Origin of the sequence: Agrobacterium albertimagni AOL15 (assembly GCF_000300855.1) — a bacterium.
Lineage (GTDB): Bacteria > Pseudomonadota > Alphaproteobacteria > Rhizobiales > Rhizobiaceae > Allorhizobium > Allorhizobium albertimagni.
Genome location: NZ_ALJF01000006.1, coordinates 1 through 24,019, shown reverse-complemented (window position 1 = coordinate 24,019; position 24,019 = coordinate 1). Strand labels below are relative to the sequence as shown.

22 protein-coding genes and 1 pseudogene are annotated in these 24,019 nt (G+C 58.7%); 17 read left to right on the top strand and 6 right to left on the bottom strand.

All coding sequences use genetic code 11. The features are described from left to right. The first annotated feature begins 345 nt into the window (after positions 1-345). The 6 genes from QWE_RS07145 to QWE_RS07120 are packed head-to-tail and all read left to right on the top strand — an operon-like array spanning position 346 to position 6,039. Entirely contained in the window at positions 346-1,368 is a 1,023-nt protein-coding gene (locus tag QWE_RS07145; RefSeq protein WP_006725432.1) for a LacI family DNA-binding transcriptional regulator, read from the top strand. A gap of 37 nt (positions 1,369-1,405) precedes the next feature. Beyond that, positions 1,406-2,356 (top strand): substrate-binding domain-containing protein, encoded by a 951-nt coding sequence (locus QWE_RS07140; RefSeq protein ID WP_006725431.1) that lies wholly within the window; start codon positions 1,406-1,408, stop codon positions 2,354-2,356. Further along, positions 2,353-3,171 carry an ATP-binding cassette domain-containing protein gene (locus QWE_RS07135; RefSeq protein WP_006725430.1) on the top strand — a complete coding sequence of 273 codons (819 nt, stop codon included), beginning with the start codon at positions 2,353-2,355 and terminating at the stop codon, positions 3,169-3,171. Before QWE_RS07140 ends, QWE_RS07135 begins: the two co-directional genes overlap by 4 nt. Then, positions 3,168-4,169 carry an ABC transporter permease gene (locus QWE_RS07130; protein ID WP_006725429.1) on the top strand — a complete coding sequence of 334 codons (1,002 nt, stop codon included), beginning with the start codon at positions 3,168-3,170 and terminating at the stop codon, positions 4,167-4,169. Before QWE_RS07135 ends, QWE_RS07130 begins: the two co-directional genes overlap by 4 nt. 5 nt (positions 4,170-4,174) lie before the next feature. Then, positions 4,175-5,239, top strand: a complete 1,065-nt coding sequence (locus QWE_RS07125) for a phosphotriesterase family protein (protein ID WP_006725428.1) — start codon at positions 4,175-4,177, stop codon at positions 5,237-5,239. A 29-nt stretch (positions 5,240-5,268) separates the two neighbouring features. Beyond that, positions 5,269-6,039, top strand: coding sequence for a glutamine amidotransferase (locus QWE_RS07120; RefSeq protein WP_006725427.1), 771 nt, complete (start codon positions 5,269-5,271; stop codon positions 6,037-6,039). A 27-nt stretch (positions 6,040-6,066) separates the two neighbouring features. Here QWE_RS07120 and QWE_RS07115 read toward each other — a convergent pair whose 3' ends face one another. Then, a complete protein-coding gene (locus QWE_RS07115) occupies positions 6,067-6,978 on the bottom strand; it encodes a ribokinase (protein WP_006725426.1) in 912 nt (303 codons plus the stop codon). 25 nt (positions 6,979-7,003) lie between these two features. On the opposite strand from QWE_RS07115, the gene QWE_RS07110 reads away from it, so the two are divergent. The 10 genes from QWE_RS07110 (at position 7,004) to QWE_RS07065 (ending at position 16,991) form a co-directional block, all read left to right on the top strand. Continuing rightward, entirely contained in the window at positions 7,004-7,846 is an 843-nt protein-coding gene (locus tag QWE_RS07110) for a BtpA family protein (protein WP_006725425.1), read from the top strand. A gap of 1 nt (position 7,847) precedes the next feature. Continuing rightward, positions 7,848-8,492, top strand: a complete 645-nt coding sequence (locus QWE_RS07105) for a TenA family protein (protein WP_006725424.1) — start codon at positions 7,848-7,850, stop codon at positions 8,490-8,492. A gap of 12 nt (positions 8,493-8,504) precedes the next feature. Continuing rightward, positions 8,505-9,767, top strand: coding sequence for a Zn-dependent hydrolase (locus QWE_RS07100; protein WP_006725423.1), 1,263 nt, complete (start codon positions 8,505-8,507; stop codon positions 9,765-9,767). 157 nt (positions 9,768-9,924) lie between these two features. Then, on the top strand, positions 9,925-11,103 hold the full coding sequence (locus QWE_RS07095) for a carbohydrate kinase family protein (protein WP_006725422.1): 1,179 nt from the start codon (positions 9,925-9,927) through the stop codon (positions 11,101-11,103). Between the two features lie 35 nt (positions 11,104-11,138). Further along, positions 11,139-11,912, top strand: coding sequence for a glutamine amidotransferase (locus tag QWE_RS07090; RefSeq protein WP_006725421.1), 774 nt, complete (start codon positions 11,139-11,141; stop codon positions 11,910-11,912). 20 nt (positions 11,913-11,932) lie between these two features. Beyond that, the gene (locus QWE_RS07085) at positions 11,933-12,706 is read left to right on the top strand and encodes an ATP-binding cassette domain-containing protein (RefSeq protein WP_006725420.1); all 774 of its coding nucleotides are present in this window, start codon (positions 11,933-11,935) and stop codon (positions 12,704-12,706) included. Next, complete coding sequence (locus QWE_RS07080) at positions 12,687-13,724, top strand: autoinducer 2 ABC transporter substrate-binding protein (protein ID WP_240532511.1); 1,038 nt, start codon at positions 12,687-12,689, stop codon at positions 13,722-13,724. The genes QWE_RS07085 and QWE_RS07080 overlap by 20 nt, the downstream gene beginning before the upstream one ends. A 17-nt stretch (positions 13,725-13,741) precedes the next feature. Then, positions 13,742-14,719, top strand: coding sequence for an ABC transporter permease (locus QWE_RS07075; protein ID WP_052018092.1), 978 nt, complete (start codon positions 13,742-13,744; stop codon positions 14,717-14,719). Beyond that, the gene (locus tag QWE_RS07070) at positions 14,716-15,672 is read left to right on the top strand and encodes an ABC transporter permease (RefSeq protein WP_006725417.1); all 957 of its coding nucleotides are present in this window, start codon (positions 14,716-14,718) and stop codon (positions 15,670-15,672) included. The genes QWE_RS07075 and QWE_RS07070 overlap by 4 nt, the downstream gene beginning before the upstream one ends. A 2-nt stretch (positions 15,673-15,674) precedes the next feature. Further along, positions 15,675-16,991, top strand: a complete 1,317-nt coding sequence (locus QWE_RS07065) for a M20 family metallopeptidase (protein WP_006725416.1) — start codon at positions 15,675-15,677, stop codon at positions 16,989-16,991. A gap of 255 nt (positions 16,992-17,246) precedes the next feature. On the opposite strand, the gene QWE_RS07060 is transcribed toward QWE_RS07065, so the two are convergent. From QWE_RS07060 to QWE_RS07050, 3 genes are read right to left on the bottom strand one after another with little or no spacing between them, the layout of a single operon-like run. Then, the gene (locus QWE_RS07060; RefSeq protein WP_040299784.1) at positions 17,247-18,143 is read right to left on the bottom strand and encodes an amino acid ABC transporter substrate-binding protein; all 897 of its coding nucleotides are present in this window, start codon (positions 18,141-18,143) and stop codon (positions 17,247-17,249) included. 46 nt (positions 18,144-18,189) lie between these two features. After that, positions 18,190-19,086, bottom strand: a complete 897-nt coding sequence (locus QWE_RS07055) for an amino acid ABC transporter substrate-binding protein (RefSeq protein ID WP_006725414.1) — start codon at positions 19,084-19,086, stop codon at positions 18,190-18,192. Between the two features lie 48 nt (positions 19,087-19,134). Continuing rightward, entirely contained in the window at positions 19,135-21,390 is a 2,256-nt protein-coding gene (locus QWE_RS07050; protein WP_100220863.1) for a putative bifunctional diguanylate cyclase/phosphodiesterase, read from the bottom strand. Between the two features lie 409 nt (positions 21,391-21,799). Between QWE_RS07050 and QWE_RS07045 the strand changes: the two genes are divergently transcribed. Then, positions 21,800-22,744: an RHE_PE00001 family protein gene (locus tag QWE_RS07045; RefSeq protein WP_006725412.1), complete on the top strand. Its 945-nt coding sequence runs from the start codon at positions 21,800-21,802 to the stop codon at positions 22,742-22,744. Here the strand turns inward: QWE_RS07045 and QWE_RS25975 are convergent. Together QWE_RS25975 and QWE_RS07035 are read right to left on the bottom strand one after the other, a co-directional pair. Then, positions 22,739-23,044, bottom strand: a complete 306-nt coding sequence (locus QWE_RS25975; protein WP_006725411.1) for a hypothetical protein — start codon at positions 23,042-23,044, stop codon at positions 22,739-22,741. The genes QWE_RS07045 and QWE_RS25975 overlap by 6 nt on opposite strands. Beyond that, positions 23,044-24,019: pseudogene (locus QWE_RS07035) on the bottom strand (IS66-like element ISRel19 family transposase); the annotation flags it as partial. The pseudogene QWE_RS07035 and the gene QWE_RS25975, both read right to left, overlap by 1 nt.

Sequence of the window (24,019 nt, the reverse complement as noted above, 5' to 3'; positions counted from 1 at the left end):
TTATTTCTGCCTTCGCAGCAAGATACCCCTGCTTTCGGGTCGCTCGCACCGCTTGGGACTGCGTCAGATGGATGACACAAAAAAGCCCCGGACCGCTTTCGTTGCCGTGTCGGGCTTACTTGCCATCGGCTGCCTGAGCCAAGTTCTTCCCGGGCGCCATGTTGTGACTTAGTTTTCGCCACTGGGAAATTTCGCCAAAAAAAGAAGCAGTCACCTCGGCGTGTCCTTCAAATTTGTTCTTGACAAGCCAAAAGCCGGTGGCACTGTAAAGCGGTTTAGTAAAGCGTTTTACTAAACCGCTTTACTAAGCGGTTTACCTGATCGGCAATAGGGGTGTTGAACGGGATGGCAAGGACGGCAGCGACAAGCCTGAAGGACGTGGCGGAAGCCGCCGGCGTTTCGGTGGCCACAGTCTCCCGCCTGCTCAACGGCACGCTCCAGCTGCCGCCAGAGACCAGAGAGCGGATCGAGACTGCGATCCGCGACTTGCGCTACGAGCCCAATCCTCATGCGCGCCGCCTCAGCCGCGGTCGCTCCGATACAATCGGTCTCGTCGTTCCAGATATCGCCAACCCATTCTTCGCAACGCTTGTTGCTGCAGTGGAGCAGGAGGCCGACAAGCGGGGGCTGTCGTTGTCGCTGCATGTTACGCTCAATCGTCCCGGGCGCGAGATTTCCTATGTGACTGCGCTTGCCCGCAATCATGTCGACGGACTGATCTTTGTGACCAATCACCCCGACGATGGCGTTCTGGCCGGTCTGATCAATCAGACTGGCAAGGTCGTGATCGTCGATGAAGACGTGCCCGATGCTGTTGTTCCGAAGCTCTTCTGTGACAACGAGGAAGGCGGATATCTGGCAGGGCGCCACCTTGCGGAGCATGGTCATCGGCGAATTGTCTACATCGGCGGTCCGCAGGACATGATCAGCACCCGCCGTCGTTACAGGGGGCTGGAGAGGGCGCTGCTGGAGACAGGTATGCCCTTCGACGTTGCCCGCTACGAAGGCAGTTTCTCCGTCGAGTTCGGCCGCGAGGCAGCCAGGCGCTTCATCGCAGAAGGAATGCCGGCGACTGCAATCTTTGCCAGCTCCGACGAGATCGCGATCGGACTGGTTGAAGTCTTGCGAGCTCAGGGCGTCTCCATCCCGGATGAGATCTCTGTGATCGGCTTCGACGATGTCGGGCCGCTCCATCTCTTTTCACCATCGCTCACTGCAATACGCCAGCCGGTCAGGGCACTTGGCGAGCGTGCGCTGGCGCTTCTTCTTGAAACGAATTGGCAGACTTCAGAAAGCCTGGCTTCCGAGGAGTTGCTGCCTGTCGAAATCGTCGTGCGGCATTCCGTTGCACCGCCGGCGAAACCATAAAAAGCAACGAAGCTGAACCGAACCAGAGGACAAGAACATGACACATCTGACACGCAGAACAGTGACTGCCGCACTCGCAGCAACAGCATTTGCAAGCATTTCATTCGGCTCGATCGCTCACTCGGCCGAAAAAACCTTCGCACTCGTTCAAATCAACCAGCAGGCCTTGTTCTTCAACCAGATGAACGAGGGAGCGCAAAAGGCTGCGGAAGCTGCCGGTGCGAAACTGGTGATCTTCAACGCCAACAACGATCCGGCCGCACAAAACAGTGCCATCGAGACCTACATCCAGCAGAAGGTCGACGGTCTCGCCGTCGTCGCAATTGATGTGAACGGGATCATGCCTGCCGTCCAGCAGGCGGCCGCCGCCGGAATTCCGGTGGTTGCCATCGATGCGATCCTGCCTGAAGGGCCGCAAATGGCACAGATCGGTGTCGATAACGCCAAGGCTGGTGCCGATATGGGCGCATTCTTCATCGATTATGTGAAGAACAGCATGGGCGGCTCCGTGAAGTACGGCGTCGTCGGTGCCTTGAACTCTGCCATCCAGAATGTCCGGCAGGAAGGTTTCGAGACTACGGTGAAGGCTGCCGAAGGTGTGACCACCGCTGGCGTCGTCGACGGTCAGAACGTCCAGGACACGGCACTCGCCGCAGCCGAGAACCTCATCACCGCCAACCCGGATATGACGGCCGTCTATGCGACGGGCGAACCCGCATTGATGGGGGCCATTGCTGCCGTGGAGAGCCAGGGCAAGCAGGCTGACGTCAAGGTCTTCGGCTGGGATCTGACCGCCCAGGCCATCGCCGGGATCGATGCGGGCTATGTCACCGCAGTCATCCAGCAGGATCCTGCGGCCATGGGTGCGGCAGCCGTCGACGCTCTGAAGACGATCTCGGATGGCGGCACGGTGGAGAAGACGATCTCCGTTCCGATCACCATCGTCACCAAGGAAAACGTCGAACCGTACCGGGCCATCTTCAAATGATCTCTGACAGACAGCACCCAACCGCTGTCGCAGGGTCGGGGGGAGGAGAAATCCTCCCCCATCGGTCCGGCGAAGGCGCGGTTCGCCAGCCCCGTATCTCACTCAAGGGCATCCGCAAGAATTTCGGATCGCATCAGGCCTTGCGCGGGGTCGATCTCGATATCTATCCCGGCGAGTGCTTAGGCCTGGTCGGGGACAATGCAGCCGGAAAATCGACCCTGACCAAGGTGATTTCCGGGACCTATATCCCGGATGACGGGACGATCACCGTCGACGGCCAAAAGGTTCAATTCAGCGGACCCGCCGATGCGCGTGATCGCAACATCGAGATGGTGTTTCAGGACTTGAGCCTTTGCGACCATGTCGATGTTGTCGGTAACCTCTTCCTCGGGCGAGAACTGACCAAGGGTCTGTTTCTCGATCGGACTCGAATGATGACCGAGGCGCGTGCAATGCTGGATGCGCTCGAAATTCGGATACCAAGGCTCAATGCAAAGGTCGAGAAACTGTCGGGCGGCCAGCGCCAGGCAATCGCGATCGCGCGCGCTGCATCCTTCAATCCCAAGGTCCTGATCATGGACGAGCCGACCTCGGCTCTGGCCGTGGCTGAAGTCGAGGCCGTGCTCAATCTCATCAACCGGGTAAAGGCGAAGGGTGTTTCCGTCATTTTGATCACCCACCGGCTGCAGGATCTCTTCCGCGTCTGTGACCGCATCGCCGTCATGTATGAAGGCACCAAGGTTGCTGAACGCAATATCGCCAACACGGACCTCCAGGACCTCGTGCAACTGATCGTCGGAGGGCAGAGACATTGACCGCCTATACTGAACGCGCGTCCGGCTCGCCGATCGCCGACTTCGTGTCTGAACATGCACAGGTGATGTCCATTGCCGTCTTCTTCATCGCCTGCCTCCTCTTCTTTTCGGCCATGACCGATACCTTCCTGACCTTCGGCAATATCTTGAATGTCGTCCGTCAGGCAGCACCGATCCTGATCGTGGCAGTTGCCATGACGCTGGTCATCATCACCGGTGGTATCGATCTGTCCGTCGGTTCGCAGGTTGCACTCGTGAATGCGGTCGCCGCGATCTTGCTTGCCATTGGCTATCCGTGGCCCTTGGTTCTCGCCGGCATGATCGGTTTCGGAGCGCTGCTCGGCATCGCGCAGGGCTGGTTCATCGCCTATCAGGGAATTCCGGCCTTCATCGTGACGCTGGCCGGTCTCTCTATTCTCAGAGGCTTTGCCCTCTGGCTGACACAGGGCTACTCAATCCCCATCAAGGACGCCCCGGGCTTTTTCTGGCTTGGTCGTGGCGAGCTCTTCAGCATCCCGGTCCCCGCACTGATCGCGGTGCTGGTGGCAGTGATCGGCTATATCATCATCGCCTATACCAAGTATGGGCGGCAGGTGGTCGCGGTCGGTTCCAATCTCGAAGCGGCACGGCGTGTCGGCATGCCGGCCAAATGGATTGTTGCCTCCGTCTACATGGTCTCCGGTATCGCTTGCGCCGTGGCGGGGCTTTTGATCGCCGCTCGGCTTGGCTCAGGTTCATCCAATGCTGCGGTCGGGTTCGAACTGCAGGTGATCGCGGCCGTGGTTCTCGGTGGAACATCTTTGATGGGGGGACGCGGGAGCATTCTGGGCACGGTGCTTGGAACATTGACCATTGCCGTCATCGGCAACGGCCTGATCCTGATGCATATCTCGCCCTTCTTCACTCAGATCGTGACGGGTGCCATCATTCTCGTGGCTATCTGGCTCAACACCAAGATCTTCACAACCAATTTTCGCTTCGGCGCAAAGACGAGGTGAAGGCAATGAGCGAATTATCTGAAGGTCATACCCGCTCGGGCAACGTCATGACGGTGGCTGGTGCCATCCCTGCCTCCGGGCTCGGTGTCACCCTGATGCACGAGCATATCCTCAATGATTGCCGTTGCTGGTGGCACGCTCCCAAAACGCCAGAACGCCAGTATCTGGCTGACAGCTTTGTGTGCATCGAGATCCTGTCCGAACTGCGACAGGACCCCTTCGTCAACAAGCACAACATCACGCTGGATGACGAGCCTCTGGCGATCGTTGAATTGAAGGATTTCGCCGCGCATGGCGGTCGGACCGTCGTTGAGCCGACTTGTCAAGGGATTGGACGAGATCCCAGAGCGCTGCGACGCATCTCCGAGGCGTCGGGTCTCAACATCGTCATGGGTGCTGGCTATTACCTTGGCTCCTCACATCCGGCCAAGGTGGCCGACATGTCGATCGACCAGATCGCCGATGAGATCGTCCAGGAGGCGGTCGTTGGCGTGGACGGCACCGATATCAAGATCGGACTGATCGGTGAGATTGGTGTTTCCTCGGACTTCACGGCACAGGAAGAGAAATCACTGCGGGCAGCAGCGCGTGCGCAAAGGCGCACGGGACTGCCGTTGATGGTGCATCTGCCGGGCTGGTTTCGCCTTGGGCACAAGGTGCTCGATGTCGTTGAGGAGGAGGGGGCAGAGCTCCGTCATACCGTGCTTTGCCACATGAACCCCTCGCATGACGATCTGACCTATCAGCAGGAGCTCGCGATACGCGGAGCCTTCCTGGAATACGACATGATCGGCATGGATTTCTTTTATGCCGACCAGCAGGTGCAATGCCCGAGCGACGAAGAGGCTGCGCGTGCGATCGTCAAGCTGGTCGAGAGGGGGCTTATCGACCGTATTCTGCTCTCCCACGATGTCTTCGTGAAGATGATGCTGACCCGGTACGGTGGCAATGGATACGCTTACATCCTCAAGCATTTTCTGCCGCGACTGAAGCGTCACGGCCTGAGCGATCGCCAGCTCGAGATCCTCATGCGTGACAATCCAAGATCGGTCTTCGAGGCGAAAGCCTGACCGACAGACGACAAACCATGGAAGACAAGATGACAAAGAAAGTTCTACTCGTCGGCGAAAGCTGGGTCAGTTCGGCCACCCATTACAAAGGGTTTGACCAGTTTGGCAGCGTGACGTTCCATCTGGGTGCAGAGCCACTCGTCAAAGCGCTTGAGGGCAGCGAGTTTGATCTGACCTACATGACCGCGCACGATGCCGTGGAAAAATTCCCCTTCGATATGGAGGGGCTGGACGCCTATGACGTGATCATCCTTTCGGACATTGGCGCCAACTCCCTGTTGCTGCCGCCAGCCGTCTGGCTGCATTCCAGGACGGTGCCGAACAGACTGAAACTGATCAAGGCATGGGTTGAAAAAGGCGGCGGCCTGTTGATGGTCGGCGGCTATTTTTCCTTCCAGGGTATCGACGGCAAGGCCCGTTGGCGTCGCACACCCGTCGAAGATGTGCTTCCGGTGACGTGCTTGCCCTATGATGACCGCGTCGAGATACCGGAGGGAACGGGGGCCGTCATCGTCAAGGCGGACCATCCAACGGTGGCGGGTATGGAGGGCGAGTGGCCCGTGCTTCTCGGCGTCAACGAGGTCGAGGTGCGGGACCGCGCCGATGTCGAGGTGATCGCTCGTCTGCCTGACGAGCAGGGCAGCCATCCTCTGCTGGTTACGGGCAAGTTCGGCAATGGAAGAAGCGCTGCCTGGACGTCCGATATCGGTCCCCACTGGCTGTCGCCCGCATTTTGCGAATGGGAGGGCTATGGCCGACTGTGGAAGAACATCCTGGGTTGGCTTAGCGAAAAGGGTTGAGAACGCTGTGGTTCATCAAAGCGGGTCTCAGCCCGCGAGAATGGACCGCATCTCTTCACTGGTGGGGAAGGCTGACCGTGTGCCGCGGCGGCTCACGGTCAAGGCCGAAGCCGCTGCCGCATGGCTGATGGCGCGTCTGTCGAGTTCGACGCCGCGCAAGGCAGCCGACGCCAGAGCGACGGCCATGAAGGTGTCGCCGGCACCGGTGGTGTCGATGGCCTTGGCAGAAACAGCCGGTATGTTTGATACGGGTTTACCCTGGCTGGCGAGCAGCGCGCCATCCCCGCCAAGTGTCAGGACGACGTGGGCGACGCCGGCCTGGAGCAGCCAGTCAGTCGCAGCACCGTTTGAAGAACCAGTGAGGCTCTCTGCTTCGCCCCGGTTCAAGAAGGCGATGTCCACCAATTGCCAGAAGGCCCCGAAATACGGCCTCAGCGGCGAGGGGTTGAAGGCGGTCACCAGCTTGCGACGGCGGGCTTCCTGCAAAAGGGCACGCGTGGTTGCCTCGCTCAGGTTGCCCTGCAGGACCACAAGGTCGCCGGCCGTGGCACCGTCAAGGGCCGTGACGGCTTCTTCTGGCGCAAGTGAGCCTGCTGAATCCGTGGTGGTGACGATGGCGTTTTCGCCATCCGGGGTCGTGAAGATGATGGAAAAGTCGCTGGAGCGACCGGCCAAGGTGATGAGCTTGGTATCGACTGGCTCTAGCGCCAGCTGATTGCGAATGGTCTGGGCGCGGAAATCCTCGCCCACGGCCGAGACCAGGGTGGTGGGCAGACCCGTGCGGCCCATGACCACCGCCTGGTTTGCACCCTTGCCACCAAGGTCACGCGTTTCTTCGCGACCGAGGATGGAAGCCCCGGCTTCCGGCATGGTCGAAACGGATATGGTCTCGTCGACAGCGACGTTACCGATCACATGAGCACGAACATTGGCAGGCATTGCTGGCCTTCGGAAGGAAATGAAAATGCAGACGATTTCGGATAACAATTCAAGCGCCATAAGGGAAATATTCGGCACTGACAAGGCGCTGATCGGGATGATCCATTGCGCGCCCTTTCCCGGCGCGCCGCGCTACCGGGGAACGTCAGTCGACGCAATCTACGACGTCGCCATGCGTGATGCTGAAGCCTTGATCGAGGGCGGCCTGCATGGTCTGATCATCGAAAATCATGGCGATATTCCTTTCTCCAAGCCTGACGACATAGGGCCTGAAACATCCGCCTTCATGTCGGTCGTCGCCGATCGTATCGGGCGTGCGACCGGCGTTCCCATGGGCATCAATGTGCTTGCCAATGCCCCGATCCCGGCTTTCGCCATCGCCATGGCCGGTGGCGCGCGCTTCATTCGCGTCAATCAGTGGGCCAATGCCTATGTCGCCAATGAAGGCTTCATGGAGGGCCGTGCGGCCGAAGCCATGCGCTATCGTTCCGCCTTGCGTGCCGAACATGTGAAGGTTTTCGCTGACAGCCATGTCAAGCACGGTGCTCACGCCATTACGGCTGACCGCAGCATCGAGGAGCTCACCCGCGACCTCGCCTTCTTCGATGCCGACGTCATCATCGCCACAGGTCAGCGGACCGGAAATTCGGCGACGGTGGAGGAGATCGAGACCATCGGTGCGGCAACCCATCTGCCTCTCCTGGTCGGGTCCGGTGTCACGAAAGACAATATTCTCGAAATTCTCAAACGGACCAATGGCGTGATCGTCGCCTCCTCCTTGAAGGAAGGCGGTGTCTGGTGGAATCCGGTTGAACTTGCCCGGGTGAAAGCCTTTGTCGAAGCCGCGCGTCCGGGTCTGGAGACCTGAGATGGTGGAAACGCTTTCCGAGCAGATCCTACGTGAGAATGCTGAAGTCTTGGATGCGATGCTTGGCCATCGCTTCGTCGAGGACATCAAGGCCGATCGGCTTCCGACTGAGGTTTTCGAGCGCTACCTCGTCTTTGAAGGCGCCTTCGTCGACACGGCGATCTCGATCTTCGCCTTCGCCGCTGCCAAGGCCGAGACGATGGCGCAAAAGCGCTGGCTGATCGGTGTTCTTGATGCGCTCGCCAACCAGCAGATTGCCTATTTCGAGAAGACCTTTGCTGCGCGTGGCATCGATCCTCAAGCCTTCGATCATGCGATACCGGAAGTGGCGGCGTTTCAGGACGGCATGTTGGCGATTGCGCGTGACGGCGGTTACCTCGACACGGTCGCTGCGATGTTTGCAGCCGAGTGGATGTACTGGACCTGGTCGAGGCAGGCGGCGGCGCGGCAGATCAGCGATCCCTTGCTGAAGGAATGGGTGGACCTGCACGCGCATCCGGATTTTGCAGCTCAGGCACTCTGGTTGAAGGCTGAACTGGATCGGGCGGGGGAGGGCATGAGCGAGACTGAGCGGTCGCGTCTGAGCGCCATCTTTGGCCAGGCACAGTCGCTGGAGATAGCCTTCCACGACGCACCCTATCTTTGAGGAGGAGCCCCCATGCTGACAATCAATGGCGGACGGCTCCTGGCCCGCCTTCAGTCTTTTGCCGAAATCGGCGGTACAGCCAAAGGGGGCGTCAATCGCCAGGCCCTGACCGAAGGCGACCGGCGCGCGCGGAAACTTCTTGCAGAGCTTGCTGTTGCGAGGGGATTTGAGGTTTTTCAGGATCCGGTGGCCAACCTTTTCTTGTGGCGCAAGGGGCATGATGCGACGCTGCCTCCCTTGCTGATTGGGAGCCATCTCGACACCCAGCCAGCAGGTGGTCGCTTCGATGGGGCGCTGGGGACGCTATCGGCCTTTGAGGTCCTGGAAAGTCTGGAGGATCAAGATGTTCAGTGCGAGCGCTCGGTTGTCGTCGTCTCCTGGACGAATGAAGAAGGCTGCCGTTTCTCGCCAGGCTGCATGGGATCCATGGCGTTTTCTGAAGGCATGATCCCCGCCAACTGGGGTGACAAGGTCGCCACGGACGGAGCGGGATTTGCAGAAGAATTGGCGCTGACGATCGCAAGCCTGCCAGAGGTTGCCATGCTGCCGCTCGGCTTTCCAATCGATGCCTATCTCGAAGTGCATATCGAACAAGGGCCGTCGCTTGAGGCGGCCGGTATCCCTATCGGTGTCGTGAAAGGCATCCAGGGGACACGGTGGCTGGATGTGACGGTTGCGGGCCAGACAGCCCATGCCGGCACGACGGGCCTCGCCTGGCGTCGCGACCCACTTCACGCTTTGACGGCTGCCCTGTCGAGCCTCTACGCAGCCGTCATGCCCGGCGATCCGGATGCCCGTTTCACCATTGGTCGGATTTCGGCCGAGCCAGGATCTGTCAACGCGATTCCCGAGGAGGTTCGCTGTACAGTCGATATTCGGCATCCCGATCCAGGGCGGCTGGACGAGATCGAGGAACTCGTGAAATCGCGGATCGGTCAGGAAGCGGAGAGCCACGGCTGCCGTGCTCAGTTCTCACGTGTCTTCGATATGCCGCCCTGCGTGTTCTCTGAACCATTGCGCGAGGTGATCAAGGATGCTGCGGCCGTCTGCAAGGTCGAGAGTATGCCGATGCTGTCCGGGGCGTTTCACGATGCGCTGTTTGTCAACCGCATCGCGCCAGCGGGGATGATCTTTGTGCCTTGCCGCGATGGGCTCAGTCACAACGAAGCCGAACATGTGGAGCCATCAGGAATCATTGTCGGCTGTGAAGTGTTAGGGCAGGCGACGCTTTCGTTGCTCGAGGGTCGCTTTTCGGTCGCCGATCAATCGGATTGAAATATTTTCAATAATCCAATTTTGGGAATTCTGTTTCTGCATATTCGTCATTTTTGGGAATGCTTCGGGAAAATTTCCGGGAATTATAGATTGTCGTTTCTTTGACCGGTTCAGGATCCGCTCATACGCTTGAAGCGCTTCAATTGGCGAGAGAACGATGAAAAAAGGCCGTCCCACAATCACGGATGTAGCGCGTGCCGCCGGAGTTTCGGTCGGAACCGTGTCGAATTTCCTGAACGGGACAGTGCCGGTCAAGCCGGCGACAGCTGAGAAGATCCAGGCGACGATTCAGAAGCTGGCCTATCGACCGAGCGTGTTCGCGCGATCGTTACCCCTGCTGTCGGCCCAGACGACTAGGGCTGCCGAGGGGAATCCGCGACTGCTCGTCGTCGGACATATCTGTGTGGACTATCTCTGCAGAGTGCCGGTTTTACCTCATCGTGACGACCGCGTGGCCGCCAGTCACATCGACAAGGCACTGGGTGGGCCGGCAGCGAACCTGGCGGTTGCGGCGGCTGCGGTTGGTGCACCCTTTCTTCTGCAAGTCGACCTCGCGACGGCTGTCGGCGACGATGCGGACAGCGAATGGGCGATGGCTGAGCTCCTGTCGCACGGGGTCAACGTGCTGCCGATCCGGCGTCCAGCCAAGAACCGCCTGCCGCGTGCAATGGTCATCATCGAAGCCAATGGTGGCCGAACCATCATCCACGAGACCTTCGAACTCAGCGAAATCGATCTGACCACGAACATGGACATCACGCCAAGTGAGGTCCGGTCCTGCCTGCATATCGAGGGCTTTCACTATGAACGGATGATGGCGTCGATCGGCCGCTTTCACGACGCTGGATGGACCGTCAGTTTGCACGCTGCTGGCCTGCCTGAGGCATCACGCAATCCTGCCGCCTTTGAGCGTTTGATCGCTCAGGTGGATCTCACATTTATCAACGACGAGATCTTCAGGGAGATCTATTCCATTCGCACGCCGCTCGCATCGATGATTGACGAGGCGGCGCGCCTGATAATGCGCGTCAAACGCCGTGGAGACGTCGTCCTGACGATAGGTGAGTTCGGTGCGGTGGTTTTCCGCAAGAGCGGCGGTCCGCCGATCGAGGTGCCTGCATTGCCGGTCAGCCGCGTCGATGCGACCGGTGCCGGCGACGCCTTTGCCGGCATTTTCCTGAGCCTTTGGTTGCACGGCCGCCCCTTGGTCGATGCCGCACGCTATGCCGCAGTCGGAGCCAGTCTGACTACGACAGCTGAAGGGGCTCAAAGTCGGACATCCACCGCCGCCGAACTTGAAGCCTTCCTTTCGGCCGTAGAGGCCAAGGCTGGGTGAATATCAATGCGAGCTAAAACGATAAGGAGATTATCATGGTGACGAAGGTTCTACTGGTCGGGGAAAGCTGGGTCAGCTCAGCGACCCACTACAAGGGGTTTGACCAGTTCGGCAGCGTAACCTTCCATTTAGGCGCTGAGCCGTTGGTCGCTGCACTTCAAGGCGACGCCTTCGAAGTGACTTACATGACCGCGCATGATTGCGTGGAGAAGTTCCCGTTCACACTGGAAGGTTTGTCTGAATACCAAGTCATTTTGCTTTCCGACATAGGCGCGAACTCCTTGTTGTTGCCACCTGCAGTCTGGCTTCACGGTAAGCCGGTGCCCAACCGCCTGAAGCTCATTCGTGAATGGACCAGAGCTGGCGGCGGCCTGGTCATGGCCGGGGGCTATTTCTCTTTCCAGGGCATTGATGGGAAGGCGCGCTGGCGCCGAACGCCTGTAGAAGAAGCCTTGCCCGTTACCTGCCTTCCTTATGACGACCGGCTGGAAATCCCGGAAGGATTCCAGGCTGTCCTTACTCAAGGCTCAACTCATCCTATCCTGCACGGTCTCGAAGGGGATTGGCCGCTGCTTCTTGGAGCCAACGAAGTCCTGTTGAAGGACCATGAGGATGTCGAGGTTCTTGCTACATTGCCGAACGAGGAGGGGGGGCACCCACTTCTGGTGACTGGTCGTTTTGGCGAAGGTCGGACCGTGGTTTGGACCTCCGATATCGGTCCTCACTGGCTGCCCAATGACTTCGTTGAATGGCCCGGTTACGCAACGCTCTTCAAAAACATCTTGCGATGGGCAGGTCAGGCGCGGTGATCCGCACGGGGGGAATTAACATGACCGTTCCATTCCTGCAGGCGACTGGGATCACCAAGAGATTTGGCGCGCTCACAGCTCTCAGAGACGTCGACCTCGAAATCAACTGCGGCGAGGTCCTCGCTTTGCTCGGAGACAACGGGGCCGGCAAGTCGACTTTCATCAAGATACTTGCAGGTGCTCATCCCCAAAGTGACGGCGAGCTTTCGGTGGAAGGTCAACCGGTCACCTTCTCCTCTCCGAAGGACGCCGCCGGCTGCGGTATCGCAACGATTTTCCAGGAGCTGGCACTCTCGGAAAACCTTTCGATTTCAGAAAACGTCTTTCTCGGGCGCGAGCTGAAACGTTCGGTACTCGGGGTGCCATTCTTGCGGCGTAAAGCCATGCGCGAGCGTGTCGATGGTCTGTTGCGCGAGTTGGACGCCCATATCTCGGATCCAGAAGCAACGGTCGGCAGCCTTTCTGGCGGTCAGCGCCAGGCGGTCGCGATTTGTCGGGCGCTCAATCTCAACGCAAAGCTTGTCATCATGGACGAGCCAACCGCAGCTCTGGCCGTTGCCGAGACGCGAAAGGTCCTTCAGCTCACTCGCAGGCTTGCAGAACGCGGCTGCGCAGTGGTGCTGATCAGCCACAACATTGCCGATGTCTTTGAGGTTGCTGATCGCATGGTGGTTTTCCGTCGCGGCAGAAAAGTCACCGAAAGGCGCAAGGAAGCCACCACCCCCGAGGAAATCGTCTCCCTCATCACAGGCGCTCATCCCGACGTGCGGGCGCTTGAACAAAACAAACCATAAAGCGCGTCCCATCCTTCCAGAGAGGTCCACAATGTTTCCGACTATCAAGAAAGTTCTACTTGCCTCATCATTGTCTATCGCACTCGGCTCAACCGGCTTTGCACAGGATAAGCCGACGGTTGCCTTTGTGCCGCAGCTGATCGGCATTCCTTACTTCAACGCGATGGAAGCTGGCGGTAAGCGTGCTGCCGAAGAACTCGGCGTCGAGTTCATTTATTCCGGCCCCGTCGACACCAACCCCGTCGATCAGTTGCAGATCGTGCAGAACCTGATCGATCAGGGAGTGAACGCCATTTCCGTCAGCGTGCTCGACGCTTCGTCAATTGCCCCCGTGGTTGAAGCCGCTAAGGCAAAGGGCGCCAAGCTCTTTACCAGCGACAGCGATGCGCCTGACAGTGGTCGGGCCTTGTATGTTGCTCAAGCGACGGACGAGGGGCTGGGCACCGCCATCATTGACGAGATGGTCAAGCGTGTCGGTGAAGACGCCAAGATCGGGATCGTTTCGGGTGAGGCGACGGCTTCCAACCTCAATGCGTGGATCGGGTTCATGAAAAAACGCGTTGAGGAGAAGTATCCGAACGTGACGCTTCTTGAGCCGCAATATGCCGGCGGGACTGCGCAACGGGCCGCTCAGATCGCCGCTGATCTGATGACGGCAAATCCTGATCTGAAGGGCATCATCGCGGTTGCTTCGTCCACATGCCCTGGTGTCGCCCAGGCGATCGAGACTGCGGGCAAGATTGGAACTGTTGTTGGGACCGGCTATTGCAGCCCGAACACAGCGCGCGCCTACCTCAAAAGCGGGTCATTCGGTTTCTCCGTTCTTTGGGATCCCGAGCAGCTTGGATATCTGACCGTGTGGGCGGGCAAGCAGTTGATCGACGGGACGTCTCTTTCTGCGGAGAACAGTGTACCCGGCTTTGCCTCGCCGGTGACCTTCAATGCCGATACGGGAATTCTTCTGCTCGGCCCCCCGGCCATCTTCACGGCTGAAAACGTCGATCAGTTCGACTTCTAAGGCCGGTGAAATCTGTGATGCGACAGTCAATAACACGTCTCTTCGCCATTGGCGGACGTGAATGGGCGCTATTGTTCGCGGCCATTCTCGCTTCGATCGTCTTTTCTGTCGCGTCACCATTCTTCGCGACTGCCGGAAATGCCGAGACCATCGCCCGCAACAGCACCGAATTGATGCTGGCTGGGCTCGGCATGACCCTGCTGCTTGCGATGGGCAGCATCGACGTCTCTATCGGCATCCTGATGGGGCTTGCCGCTATTGCCGTCGCGCATGCCCTTCTGGCGTCCGTGGCGCCGGCACTTGCCCTGCTTGTCGGGCCTGCGGCCGGCGCTTGCCTCGGCCTGTTGACAGGGATTGTCATCGTCCTGGGCCGTGTACCGGCCATCGTTGGCACCCTTGGACTGCTGGGGATCTATCGTATGGGGATCTTTGCCATTTTGGGCGGGCAATGGCTCTCCGGCCTGCCGGTCGGGTTGACGGAACTACTTTCAACTGCAGTATTCGGGCTTCCTCTGTCGGTCATCGTCATTGCGCTTGCCTACTTTGTGATATGGGTGGCGCTTCGCCGTACCCCCTATGGTCCGCACCTCCTGTCGATCGGTAATGCGGAAGAAAAGGCCCGCCTGTCTGGCGTTCCGGTTACCAGGGTCATGTTGTTTACCTTCGTGATCAGCGGGGCACTGACCGGCCTGGCAGCGAGCTTCTATGTAGCGAATTACCGAAACGTCGAAATGGCGATCGGCAGCACCCTGGCGCTAGATGCGATCGCAGCAGTTGTCCTTGGCGGAACCAGCATCATGGGTGGTCGCTGCAGCCTGCTCGGCACAGCGCTCGGTGTCATCCTCCTTCGCATCCTTCAAAATGGACTGTTGTTGATGGGGGTCCCGTCTTTGTGGCAGCCGGTGGTGACCGGGGCGCTGCTCATCGGTGTGCTTGCCCTGGACATGCCCTTATCGCGTCTCGGCGAACTGAAAATGAAGTGGATGTCGCGATGAACAAGCCGTTGAAGTTGGCGCGCGCCAACCGCATCCTGATGTTGCTCGCCCTCTTATGGGTTTTCGTTGTCCTGCTTTTCGCAGCACTTCGGCCGACCATGTTCAGTCCGTCGACCGTGACCACGGTATTGCAGTTCTCGACAATCCTTGCGCTCGTTTCCCTTGGGCAGTGCCTTGTCATTCTTGCCGGCGGGGCTGGTATCGACCTCTCGGTCGGCGGCACGATGTCACTGTCCGTCGTGCTCGCCATGATGTCGATGAAGCTCGGCGTTCCGCCTGATCTTGTGCCTCTGGTTTGCATCGCATGCGGGACGTTGCTCGGCATGTTCAACGGCTTCCTGGTCACGCGACTGAAGATCCTTCCGCTGATCGCGACGCTTGGCACTCTCTTCATCTATTCGGGTATGGCGCTTGCATTGACAGGGGGCGCTGCGCAGTCGGGTGCCCCGGAATGGCTGCTCCCCTGGGGGCGCGGTGTCGTCATGTCGCTGCCGCTGCCATTCATAACACTTGTTGTGCCGGCTTTTGCCGTTGCAGCGCTGCTGCTCGTCTACACCGCATGGGGGCGGTGGCTGATCGCCATGGGCTTTAACGAGCGTTCAGCACGCCTGGTCGGCATTCCCGTCGATCGTGCCCGTCTCCTTGTCTACGGTCTGAGCGGGCTTCTCGCTGGGCTGGCCGGACTTGTTTCTGTTGCCTGGCTGGGAAGCGGAAGGCCCAACATCGGACAAAACCTGGAGCTGGAGTCCCTCACTGCCGTGATGTTGGGCGGTGTCGCCATCAGCGGTGGAGTTGGTGGCGTAGGTGGTGTCCTGGCGGCCGTGATCCTGCTTGTCACCCTCAAGACCGGGCTCTTGCAGCTCAATGTCAACACCGTCTGGCAAGTCGGTATCGTCGGCGCGTTGCTGATCACAGTCCTTCTCATCGAACGTCTTACAAAACGCTGGAGCTAAGCATGTCATCCATAGAAAAACAGATCGCCGATCACGTCGACTCGGCGCGAGATCGCATTGTCCAGACGTTGAGTGATCTCGTCGCCTTTCCTTCGATCGTGAAGTCGAACCCCAAGGACGCAGGCCCAGGTGAGCGCGACTGCCAGCTCTATCTGCAAAAGAGGCTTGAGGCTTTGGGCTTTGAGACGGATCTCTGGGATCCTGACGGCCCTGCACTCTATGCAAAGTACGAGGGGCGGCCAGGTGCCAACAAGGGGCGCACTTTTGAAGGTCGGCCCAATCTCGGTGGAACCCTGAAGGGAACGGGCGGTGGCCGCTCGATCATGCTCACCGGCCATATTGACGTGGTGCCGCCAGGCGCTGCCGAGCACTGGTCCACCGATCCCTTCGTTCCGGTTCTGAAGGACGGCTTCCTGCACGGCCGCGGCACGGTTGACATGAAGGGCGGCGTTGCCTGCATGCTGATGGCGGTCGAGCTGCTGAAGGAGTTGGGCATCGAACTCAGGGGCGATGTCGTTTTCACCACTGTCGTGGATGAGGAAATCGGCGGAATGGGTTCGCTTGCCATGGTCGATCGCGGCTTTCGAGCGGACGCCGGCATCATGACTGAACCGACGGCCAATCGCATTGCGCCGCTCTGCCATGGTATCCTTTGGGGCAAGATTATCATCGACGGGATTGGCGGCCATGCCGAGTTGACGCCCAATGCCTGGTATACAAGCGGTCCTGTTGATGCGGTCCAGCTTTGCCGTCAGATGCTTGACGGGATCGACATCATCAATCGCCGTTGGATGTTCGACCCGAAGAAGAACCATCCTCTTATGGACCTGCCCAACCAGATCATCGTCACACAGGTGACGGCAGGCGAGCATCCTTCCTCCATGGCTGGTCGTGCCGAGATCATCATCGATGCTCAGTATTTGCCGAGCGAAAAGGACGAGTTTGGGCTTGGCGGTCACGTCAAGCGGGAGATCGAGGAGCACGTCCACAACATCTGCCAAGCAGACCCTTATCTGCGTCAGCATCCCGCCCGCCTTGAATGGATTCTTGACGCCGATTGTGCCGAAATCCCCGCTGACAATCCCTTCGTTTCTGTTTTCCAGCAGGCAACTGAAGCTGCCGGACTTTCGCCTGCCCTATCTGGCTTTGGTGCCCATAGCGACATCGGACTTCCTACAGGACTTGGCAACACGCCGACCGTCAACTTCGGACCTGGCGATCCCGCGCAGGCGCACCAGCCAAACGAACGCGTTTCCGTGCAAGACCTTGTCGACTGCACCAAGGCTATCGCCGTTGCTGTGACAAAGTGGTGTAGCTGAGTTTACAACTTGGTTCCCGGCCGCTTTTCATGGAGCGGTCGGGGCCTTCATCATGAAGGGGCCCGCCGTGTTCACTGAAAGTGTAATCACCCAATTGGGGAGCTCGTGCAGCATGACAGGGCGCCCGACAACGAGCTTGCGAAGGGCTCTAACTGGAGTTTTCGTCGGCCTATCAGGCGAGGGGCTCATACTAGCATCAGACGACCTTGGTCATGAGACCACATGCTTTTGCTTCAAACCTTCCTGCAGTCCCACTTAATCGGTAGGGTCTTTTGGATTGTCGAAAGCCGCCTTGAGTTCTGCTGACATCGGTACGCGCATGTTGATGCCTTCAGGGGGGACCGGGGAGGTAAACCACTTCTCGTAGAGCGCTTCAATCCTGTCCGATGAATAGATTTCCACCAATGCAGCGTTGATGGCCTCCCTGAATTCGGTGTCCTCAAGCCGCACCATCAGGCCGTAGGGCTCTGGCCATCCCAGCGCATCGCTGGACAGCTCGTAATCATCTGGATTGGAGGATTTGGCTACCATGGCTGCGAGAAGTATGCCGTCCATGACGAAGGCCGCGGCGCGCCCCTCCGTGACCAGCTGAAAAGCGTCCTTATGGGTCTCGACGGGAATGACGGCGATATGCAGTGATCGCTCACGGTTGATCGTATTCAATTGACCGATATTCGTTGTGCCTGAAGTCGCGACCACCGTGTGACCTGCAAGATCATCGATCGTTCGTAGATTGCTTTTCTTCAGGGAGACGAATTGGGTGCCGGTGATGAAGTGGGGATAGGAGAAGCCGACGCTCTTGCGCCGCTCGGCATTGTTGGTGCTCGCAACACACTCGATATCGATGTCTCCATCACGAAGCATGGCAACCCGATTACGCGGTGTACGTTCTACAAACTCGACTTTGACCTCGGCCAAATTCAGTCTTTGTCTTAGCCTTTCGACGACCTCCAGACAGAGTTCCGTCGAGTAGCCGGTGACCGTCCCGTCCGGTTGGCGATAGGAAAAGGGGAAGTTCTCGGCGCTATGCCCGATGCGCACGATCCCGGTCTTTGCAATCTTGGCCAGGGTCGGTTCGTTGGCCTGCGCAAATGCCGCCACCGGTAAAAGCCATGCTGACAGGACTGCGATGGCGGCTCTCCGAAAGATCATGAACGGTCTGCGCTTCAAGATTTGCTGCGTCATCTCTCGTTCCTTATCAATCAAGATAGTCGGTTGGAGCGTCGAAGGCGGCTTTCAGGGAAGGCGATAGTGGCAGCTTCAGGTTCATACCGTCAGGCGGGATCGGCGACATGAACCAGGTGTTGTATATGGTTTCGATCTGCGGACCGGTGAACACCCGCTCCAGCGCAGCATTGACGATTGAGCGGAACTCCTCGTCGCCATGGCGAACAAGTAGCCCATAGGGCTCCGGTGGGCTCAGCGTCTCCTCGGACAGCGCGAATTTTTCTGGCTCTGGCGCCTGCGCAATCATGGCCGCGAGCAAGATTCCGTCCCAGACAAAGGCTGCAGCACGCCCGTCGCTGACAAGTTCAAAGGCTTCGGAGTTGGTCTTGGTCGGGATGACGCCAATGTTCAGCTGCTTCTCGCGGTTGATGGCATTCAACTGCTCTATGTTGACGGTGCCGGAGGCTGCTGCGACCGAACGGCCGGCGAGATCTTCGATCCTCGCGATCCGATCGTCACGTCGCGTCATGTACTGGGTGGCCGTTGTGAAATGCGGATAGGAAAAGCCTACGATCTTGCGCCGCTCGGCATTGTTGGTGGTCGCCGCACACTCGATGTCGATCTTTCCACTCTTCACAAGAACGAAACGCGTGGCAGAGGTCGCCGGCACATAGTCGATGCGCAACTTCTCGAGCTTCAGGTGCTGCCTGACCTGATCGACGACGGCATGGCACAGATCGATCGTGAAGCCGACGATCTTTCCTTCTGGGGTCTGAAACGAAAACGGGGGCTCTGCGACCCGGTAGCCTAGCGTGATGACGCCGGTTTCCGCGATTTTTCGCAGGGTCTCACTATCGCCCTCGGCCGCCACTGGCAGCGGCGCAACGAGTGTCGCAAGTGTCAACGCAACGGATGCCAGTCTGCGCATGTCATTCTCCCATAGGTCCCGGGGAAATGAATTGCCCCGGTCGATCGTTCATGCATGCTTCTGTCTGCCATCCACCGGCTTCATAACGTTGAACTCGATCTGCGAATGTGGGTGGGGGCGTGCAAAGAAATAGCCTTGGGCATTCGTACAGCCTGCAGCTTTGAGGATGATCAGTTGCTCTTCGGTCTCGACCCCTTCCGCTGTCACTTCCATACCCAGTTCTCGAGCGAGATTTGTGATGGCTGCAACGATCGCGCGTGAGGTGGAATGGGTTGGCAGGTTTGCAACGAACCCGCGGTCGATCTTGATCTTTTTAAACGGCATCTCGGCGAGATGGCTGAGCGATGCATATCCAGTGCCGAAGTCGTCGAGCACGACTGCAATACCCAGTCCTGCGATCAACTCGAGAGCTCTGCGGCTGTCGGCCCCGGCCAGCACGGCGGTTTCGGTCACCTCCAGCTCCAGGCGTGAAGCCCGAAGCCCCGAGATTTTCAACGCCCTGGCGACCGTGTCCACGATGTTGCCTTGGCGCAATTGAATGGGTGACAGGTTGACCGCAAGCTTCATGGTCTTTGGCCAAGACATCGCATCCGCACAAGCGCGCTCCAGGACCCATGCGCCGAGCGGCACGATTATGCCGGTCTCCTCGGCCAAAGGAATGAAGCGGTCCGGCGAGATCAGCCCGTGATTGGGGTGCCGCCACCGGACAAGCGCCTCAAAGCCGTCGACCGTGTCGCTTCCAAGCTTTATAAAGGGTTGGTAGTGGATCTCGAATTCGCCGCGCTGCAGCGCGAGCCGAAGATCGATCTCCAGTGCATGTTGATCCTGGACCACCATGTCCATGCCCTGTTCGTAGACCACCAGGGTACCGCGCCCTTCAGCTTTGGCCCGATAAAGGGCCAGGTCGGCGTTCTGCAGCAGCTGGCCGGGCGTGTAACCATCTGCAGGGGCACAAGACACGCCAATGCTCGTGCCGACGATCACTTCGTTTCCTTCGAGGACAACACCTGCTGAGATCGACTGCAAAAGGCGCAGAGCCAATTCTCTGGCATCCTCTATTGCGTCTCCGTCGACAAGCTGGATGATCGCGAACTCATCCCCTCCCAGCCGGGCTGCCAGGTCGCCTTCGCCAAGCAATGCCCTGATCCGATTTGCGATCGTCACCAGTAGCTGGTCACCGCAACCGTGTCCCAGGGTGTCGTTGATCACCTTGAAACGGTCGAGATCCAGCAGGAGAACGTTGAAAGCGCGTTGTGTATCGAGGGCTTCGCTCAAGGTCTTCATCAAGAGTGCGCGGTTGGCGAGCCCGGTCAGTGCGTCGTGGTGGGCCATGTATTCGAGTTTCACAGCCATGTCGCGGATTTCCCTGAGGCGTGCACGCTCGACAACAGCTTCTCGCAGCGCTTCGATGGCCCTTGCCATTGCGCCGATCTCATCGGTGCGGTCCTGAAAAGGTGTAGCGCTGTCCGTCACCTCGCTTGCGATCTTCAAGGTGGCTTGAACCAGCGTCGGCACAGGCCGGAAAAGGCGTCGGGCAAAGACCGCAACGAAACATCCTGTCATCAGCAGGACGGTCAGGACTGCAAGCAGGGCTTGGCGGAGTAGAGCGTCTCGTGTCTGATTGAGGACTGAGGCCTTGCCGATCGAGACCGCAACAGCGCCAAACAGCTTGTCGTCTGTGCTGACGATGGGCAGGAGGCCGAGAAAATGACGTTCCCCGGCAATCGTTGCAAATCCACTTGTCACCTTCCCAGCTTGAAGGGCGCCAAGAAAGAGTGCTTCATCTCGACGGATCCACGCAGCGTCGCCAGGTGAGACCCCTGTCGAGGCTGCTATGTCAACAAATCGCTGAGTGTCTTGGTCAAAGTGGAAGAGCCAGGCGTCGTTCTTTGTTTGAGTTGCCACCATGGCCAGAACGTCTGTGGGCGTGAACCCCGTGAAAAGGATGGAATCATCGTTTCCGACCGGTTCGCTCGACACGATCTGCTCGACCTGGCCGCTTTCGTCGGCCTTTATCACGACATAGGTGTAGATGTTCCGGAGGGTCGAACTGGCGATCTGGGCATTGATGCGCGCCTGATTGTGCCATTGTTCGTTGGCTGCATCCACGAACATGGACCAGCCGACCATTGCGCCCAGTCCATAGGAGGCAAGCGCTACCATCACGAAGGCCAAGGTGATTTTGGAAACGAGCGACCGTTTCCAGGCCGCGGCCCTTGCAAGACTACGGCGCAAAAAGGGGATCCGTACTATCGGCCCTGTTCCCACCTGGGGTATGTCCGCTTGACGCGTCCTGTCGATCATTCCCCAGATGCCGCCTTTGCCGTGATCAAGTACCTTATCGACCTGGTTCGAAGTAATCTGAGATTAGATCTAAGTGATTTCTAAATGGAGAATGAATCGCTATTTAAGGTTGAATTTTTGAGGTGTCGTTTATTTTTCCTTAAGGCCGGAGGCGGTCGCGTGGCGTGGCGCTAGGGTTCAAACGGGTGATCGAAAATTGATTAAAATTTGCCCTGGGTTATCATCCATAGTATTTTTTGTTCATTGTTTTGCATTTTAGTTGCAATGGTGATTTTGCATATCTCATCATTATTTGATTTCCGATAAGGGTTACTTATCGGAAGCAAGAGACCTTGAGGTTATTTATACAATGTAGGGAACCATAACGTGCCTGTAGCTTTCAGTTAATGAATCATTTACCATAAATTCAATGTCTTACGATCTCACCAGATTGCCCATCCAGAGCCTGTTGCGGCCGATTTCCGAGGCAGCCGTCGCGCTTGCCCGTCTTGATGAGCGCATTGCCCGTTCTGCCGTCGGCGAGGGCTTTCTCGAGCGCTCGCATTTCCTCGACGCCCATGCCTCGCTCTGGGTCGACGGTGAACTCGTTCATCTCGAGGACCTCGTCCTGCACGACGCTCTCCGTGACATCCGCGCACCCACCCATGAACTCACCATCGCCCGCGACATCTTGAAAACCCGCCGCCGCATCGCCGCCCATCCACCCGCCTGGGCGCTGTCGGGCCCCGGCCTCGCCTCCCTCCGCGGCCGGCCGTGGGCCGGAGCATCATTGGGTGGAGACGGGGAGGGGGTGCCCGACGCGAATGTGCAGGTGTCCAGTGATCCTGGTGGGGGACAGGAGGCAGAGGATTCCGTTCTCGATGGCTTGGGTGATGCGTTTGCCGCGATCGATGCGGCTCTTGCCCGTTCGCAGGCCGCGATCGAGGATGCGAAGAAGCCGGGCCGCGTAAAGAACGCTCCGGAGAAGGATCCCTTCGTCTACGATCTCGATTGGGATGAAGACGAGCGCCTGGAGGAGTGGCATGCCGTACTGGCTCGGTCCCATGATCTGCCGCCGGTATTGCAGGCAATCGTGGCGCTTGATGCCTGGAACGAGATTGCCGTCCTGCAGCATGCGCCCTGGCTTGGACGATTGCTCGCCGCCTCCCTTCTGCGCGAGGGTGGCGTTACCACCGGTACCCATCTTGCGGCGATCAATCTCGGCCTTAAAGCCATCCCCGTCGATCGACGCCGGCATCATGATCGCGAGACGCGGTTGCTGGCGATCTCAAGGGCGCTGAAGATTGCCGCGGAGACGGGGCTGAAGGGTAAGCGTCCGGCGAAGGCATTTTTCGAGTGTGTGGGGATGCTATAGGCCGCGTTTCATCTCATCGACCATGATGCGGTCGATTATTTCAGGATCGCATTGTGTCTCGATGAGGAACTCGCGGATACCGCCTTCCCACGTCCTGATGTCGGCAAGTAGGCTTTGAAGCTCTTCGATGCCGTTCTCGGTCAGACCCTTCGTGCCATCCTCACTGCCATCACTGACATAAACCAGTTCGCCTTCGGAGATGTTGTCCGAGTTCGCGGTGATTTCCTCGATCAGTTCGAGGTTCTCGCTGATCATGCCGGCGACTTGGCTGAGTGTGTAGATGAACCTCGAGCGAGCCATCAGGCGGCCTCGTGCCGAGCTTTTGCCGGCGTCCAGTTCCAAGGCAGCAGGTCTTCAAGTCGATCCTTGGGGTGATCCTGGATCCGGGTCAGGACATCTGTCAGATAGACCTCCGGATTATGGCCTTGCAGTTTGACCGTCTCGATGATGGTCAGAATGTTGGCGATGCGCTCACCGCCCTTGTCCGAGCCGGCAAAAAGCCAGTTTTTCCGGCCGATTCCGAGCGGACGCATGGCTCTTTCGGCGATGTTGTTGTCGATTTCAACACGGCCATCATCGATGTAGACGCTCAAGGCGGCCCATCGCGACAGGGCGTATCGCATCGCCTCGGCCAGCTTCTGCTTCTGCGGCAAAGTTGAGAGTGTCGCCTCGATCCAGGCCTTGAGTTCGTCAAGAACGGGCCGGGCATGGTGTTGGCGCAGGGTACGCCGCTCGTCAGCCGACATGCCGCGGATACGGTTCTCGATATCGTAGAGCGCTCCAATGCGCGAAAGCGCTTCCTCCGCGATCGGCGACGGCTTCAGCTTGATCACATCATGGAACTTGCGGCGCACATGCGCCATGCAGGCGGCCTCAATGATCTGGTTGCCGTAGAGTTTTTTGTAGCCTCCATAACCGTCGGCATGCATGACGCCGCTGAAGCTTGCCAGGTGGTCAGCCGGATGCGCCCCCTTGCGGTCAGGGCTATAGTAATAGGCGATGGCTGCGGGAGTGGCGGATTGATAGCCACTGCCGTCGAAGACGTAGACCCAGACCCTGCCGGTTTTTGTCTTGCCCCGTCCGGGGTCGAGAACATCGACCGGGGTATCGTCCGTATGTATTCGGTCGAGTGCTGCAATATGGGCCCGGATCAACAAGACGAGTGGTGTCAGTAAAGCAGATACGCGGCCGACCCAGTCGGCCATCACGGACCGGGAGATGTCTATCCCCAACCGGTCGTACATCTCGGACAGGCGGTAGAGGGGAATGTGATCG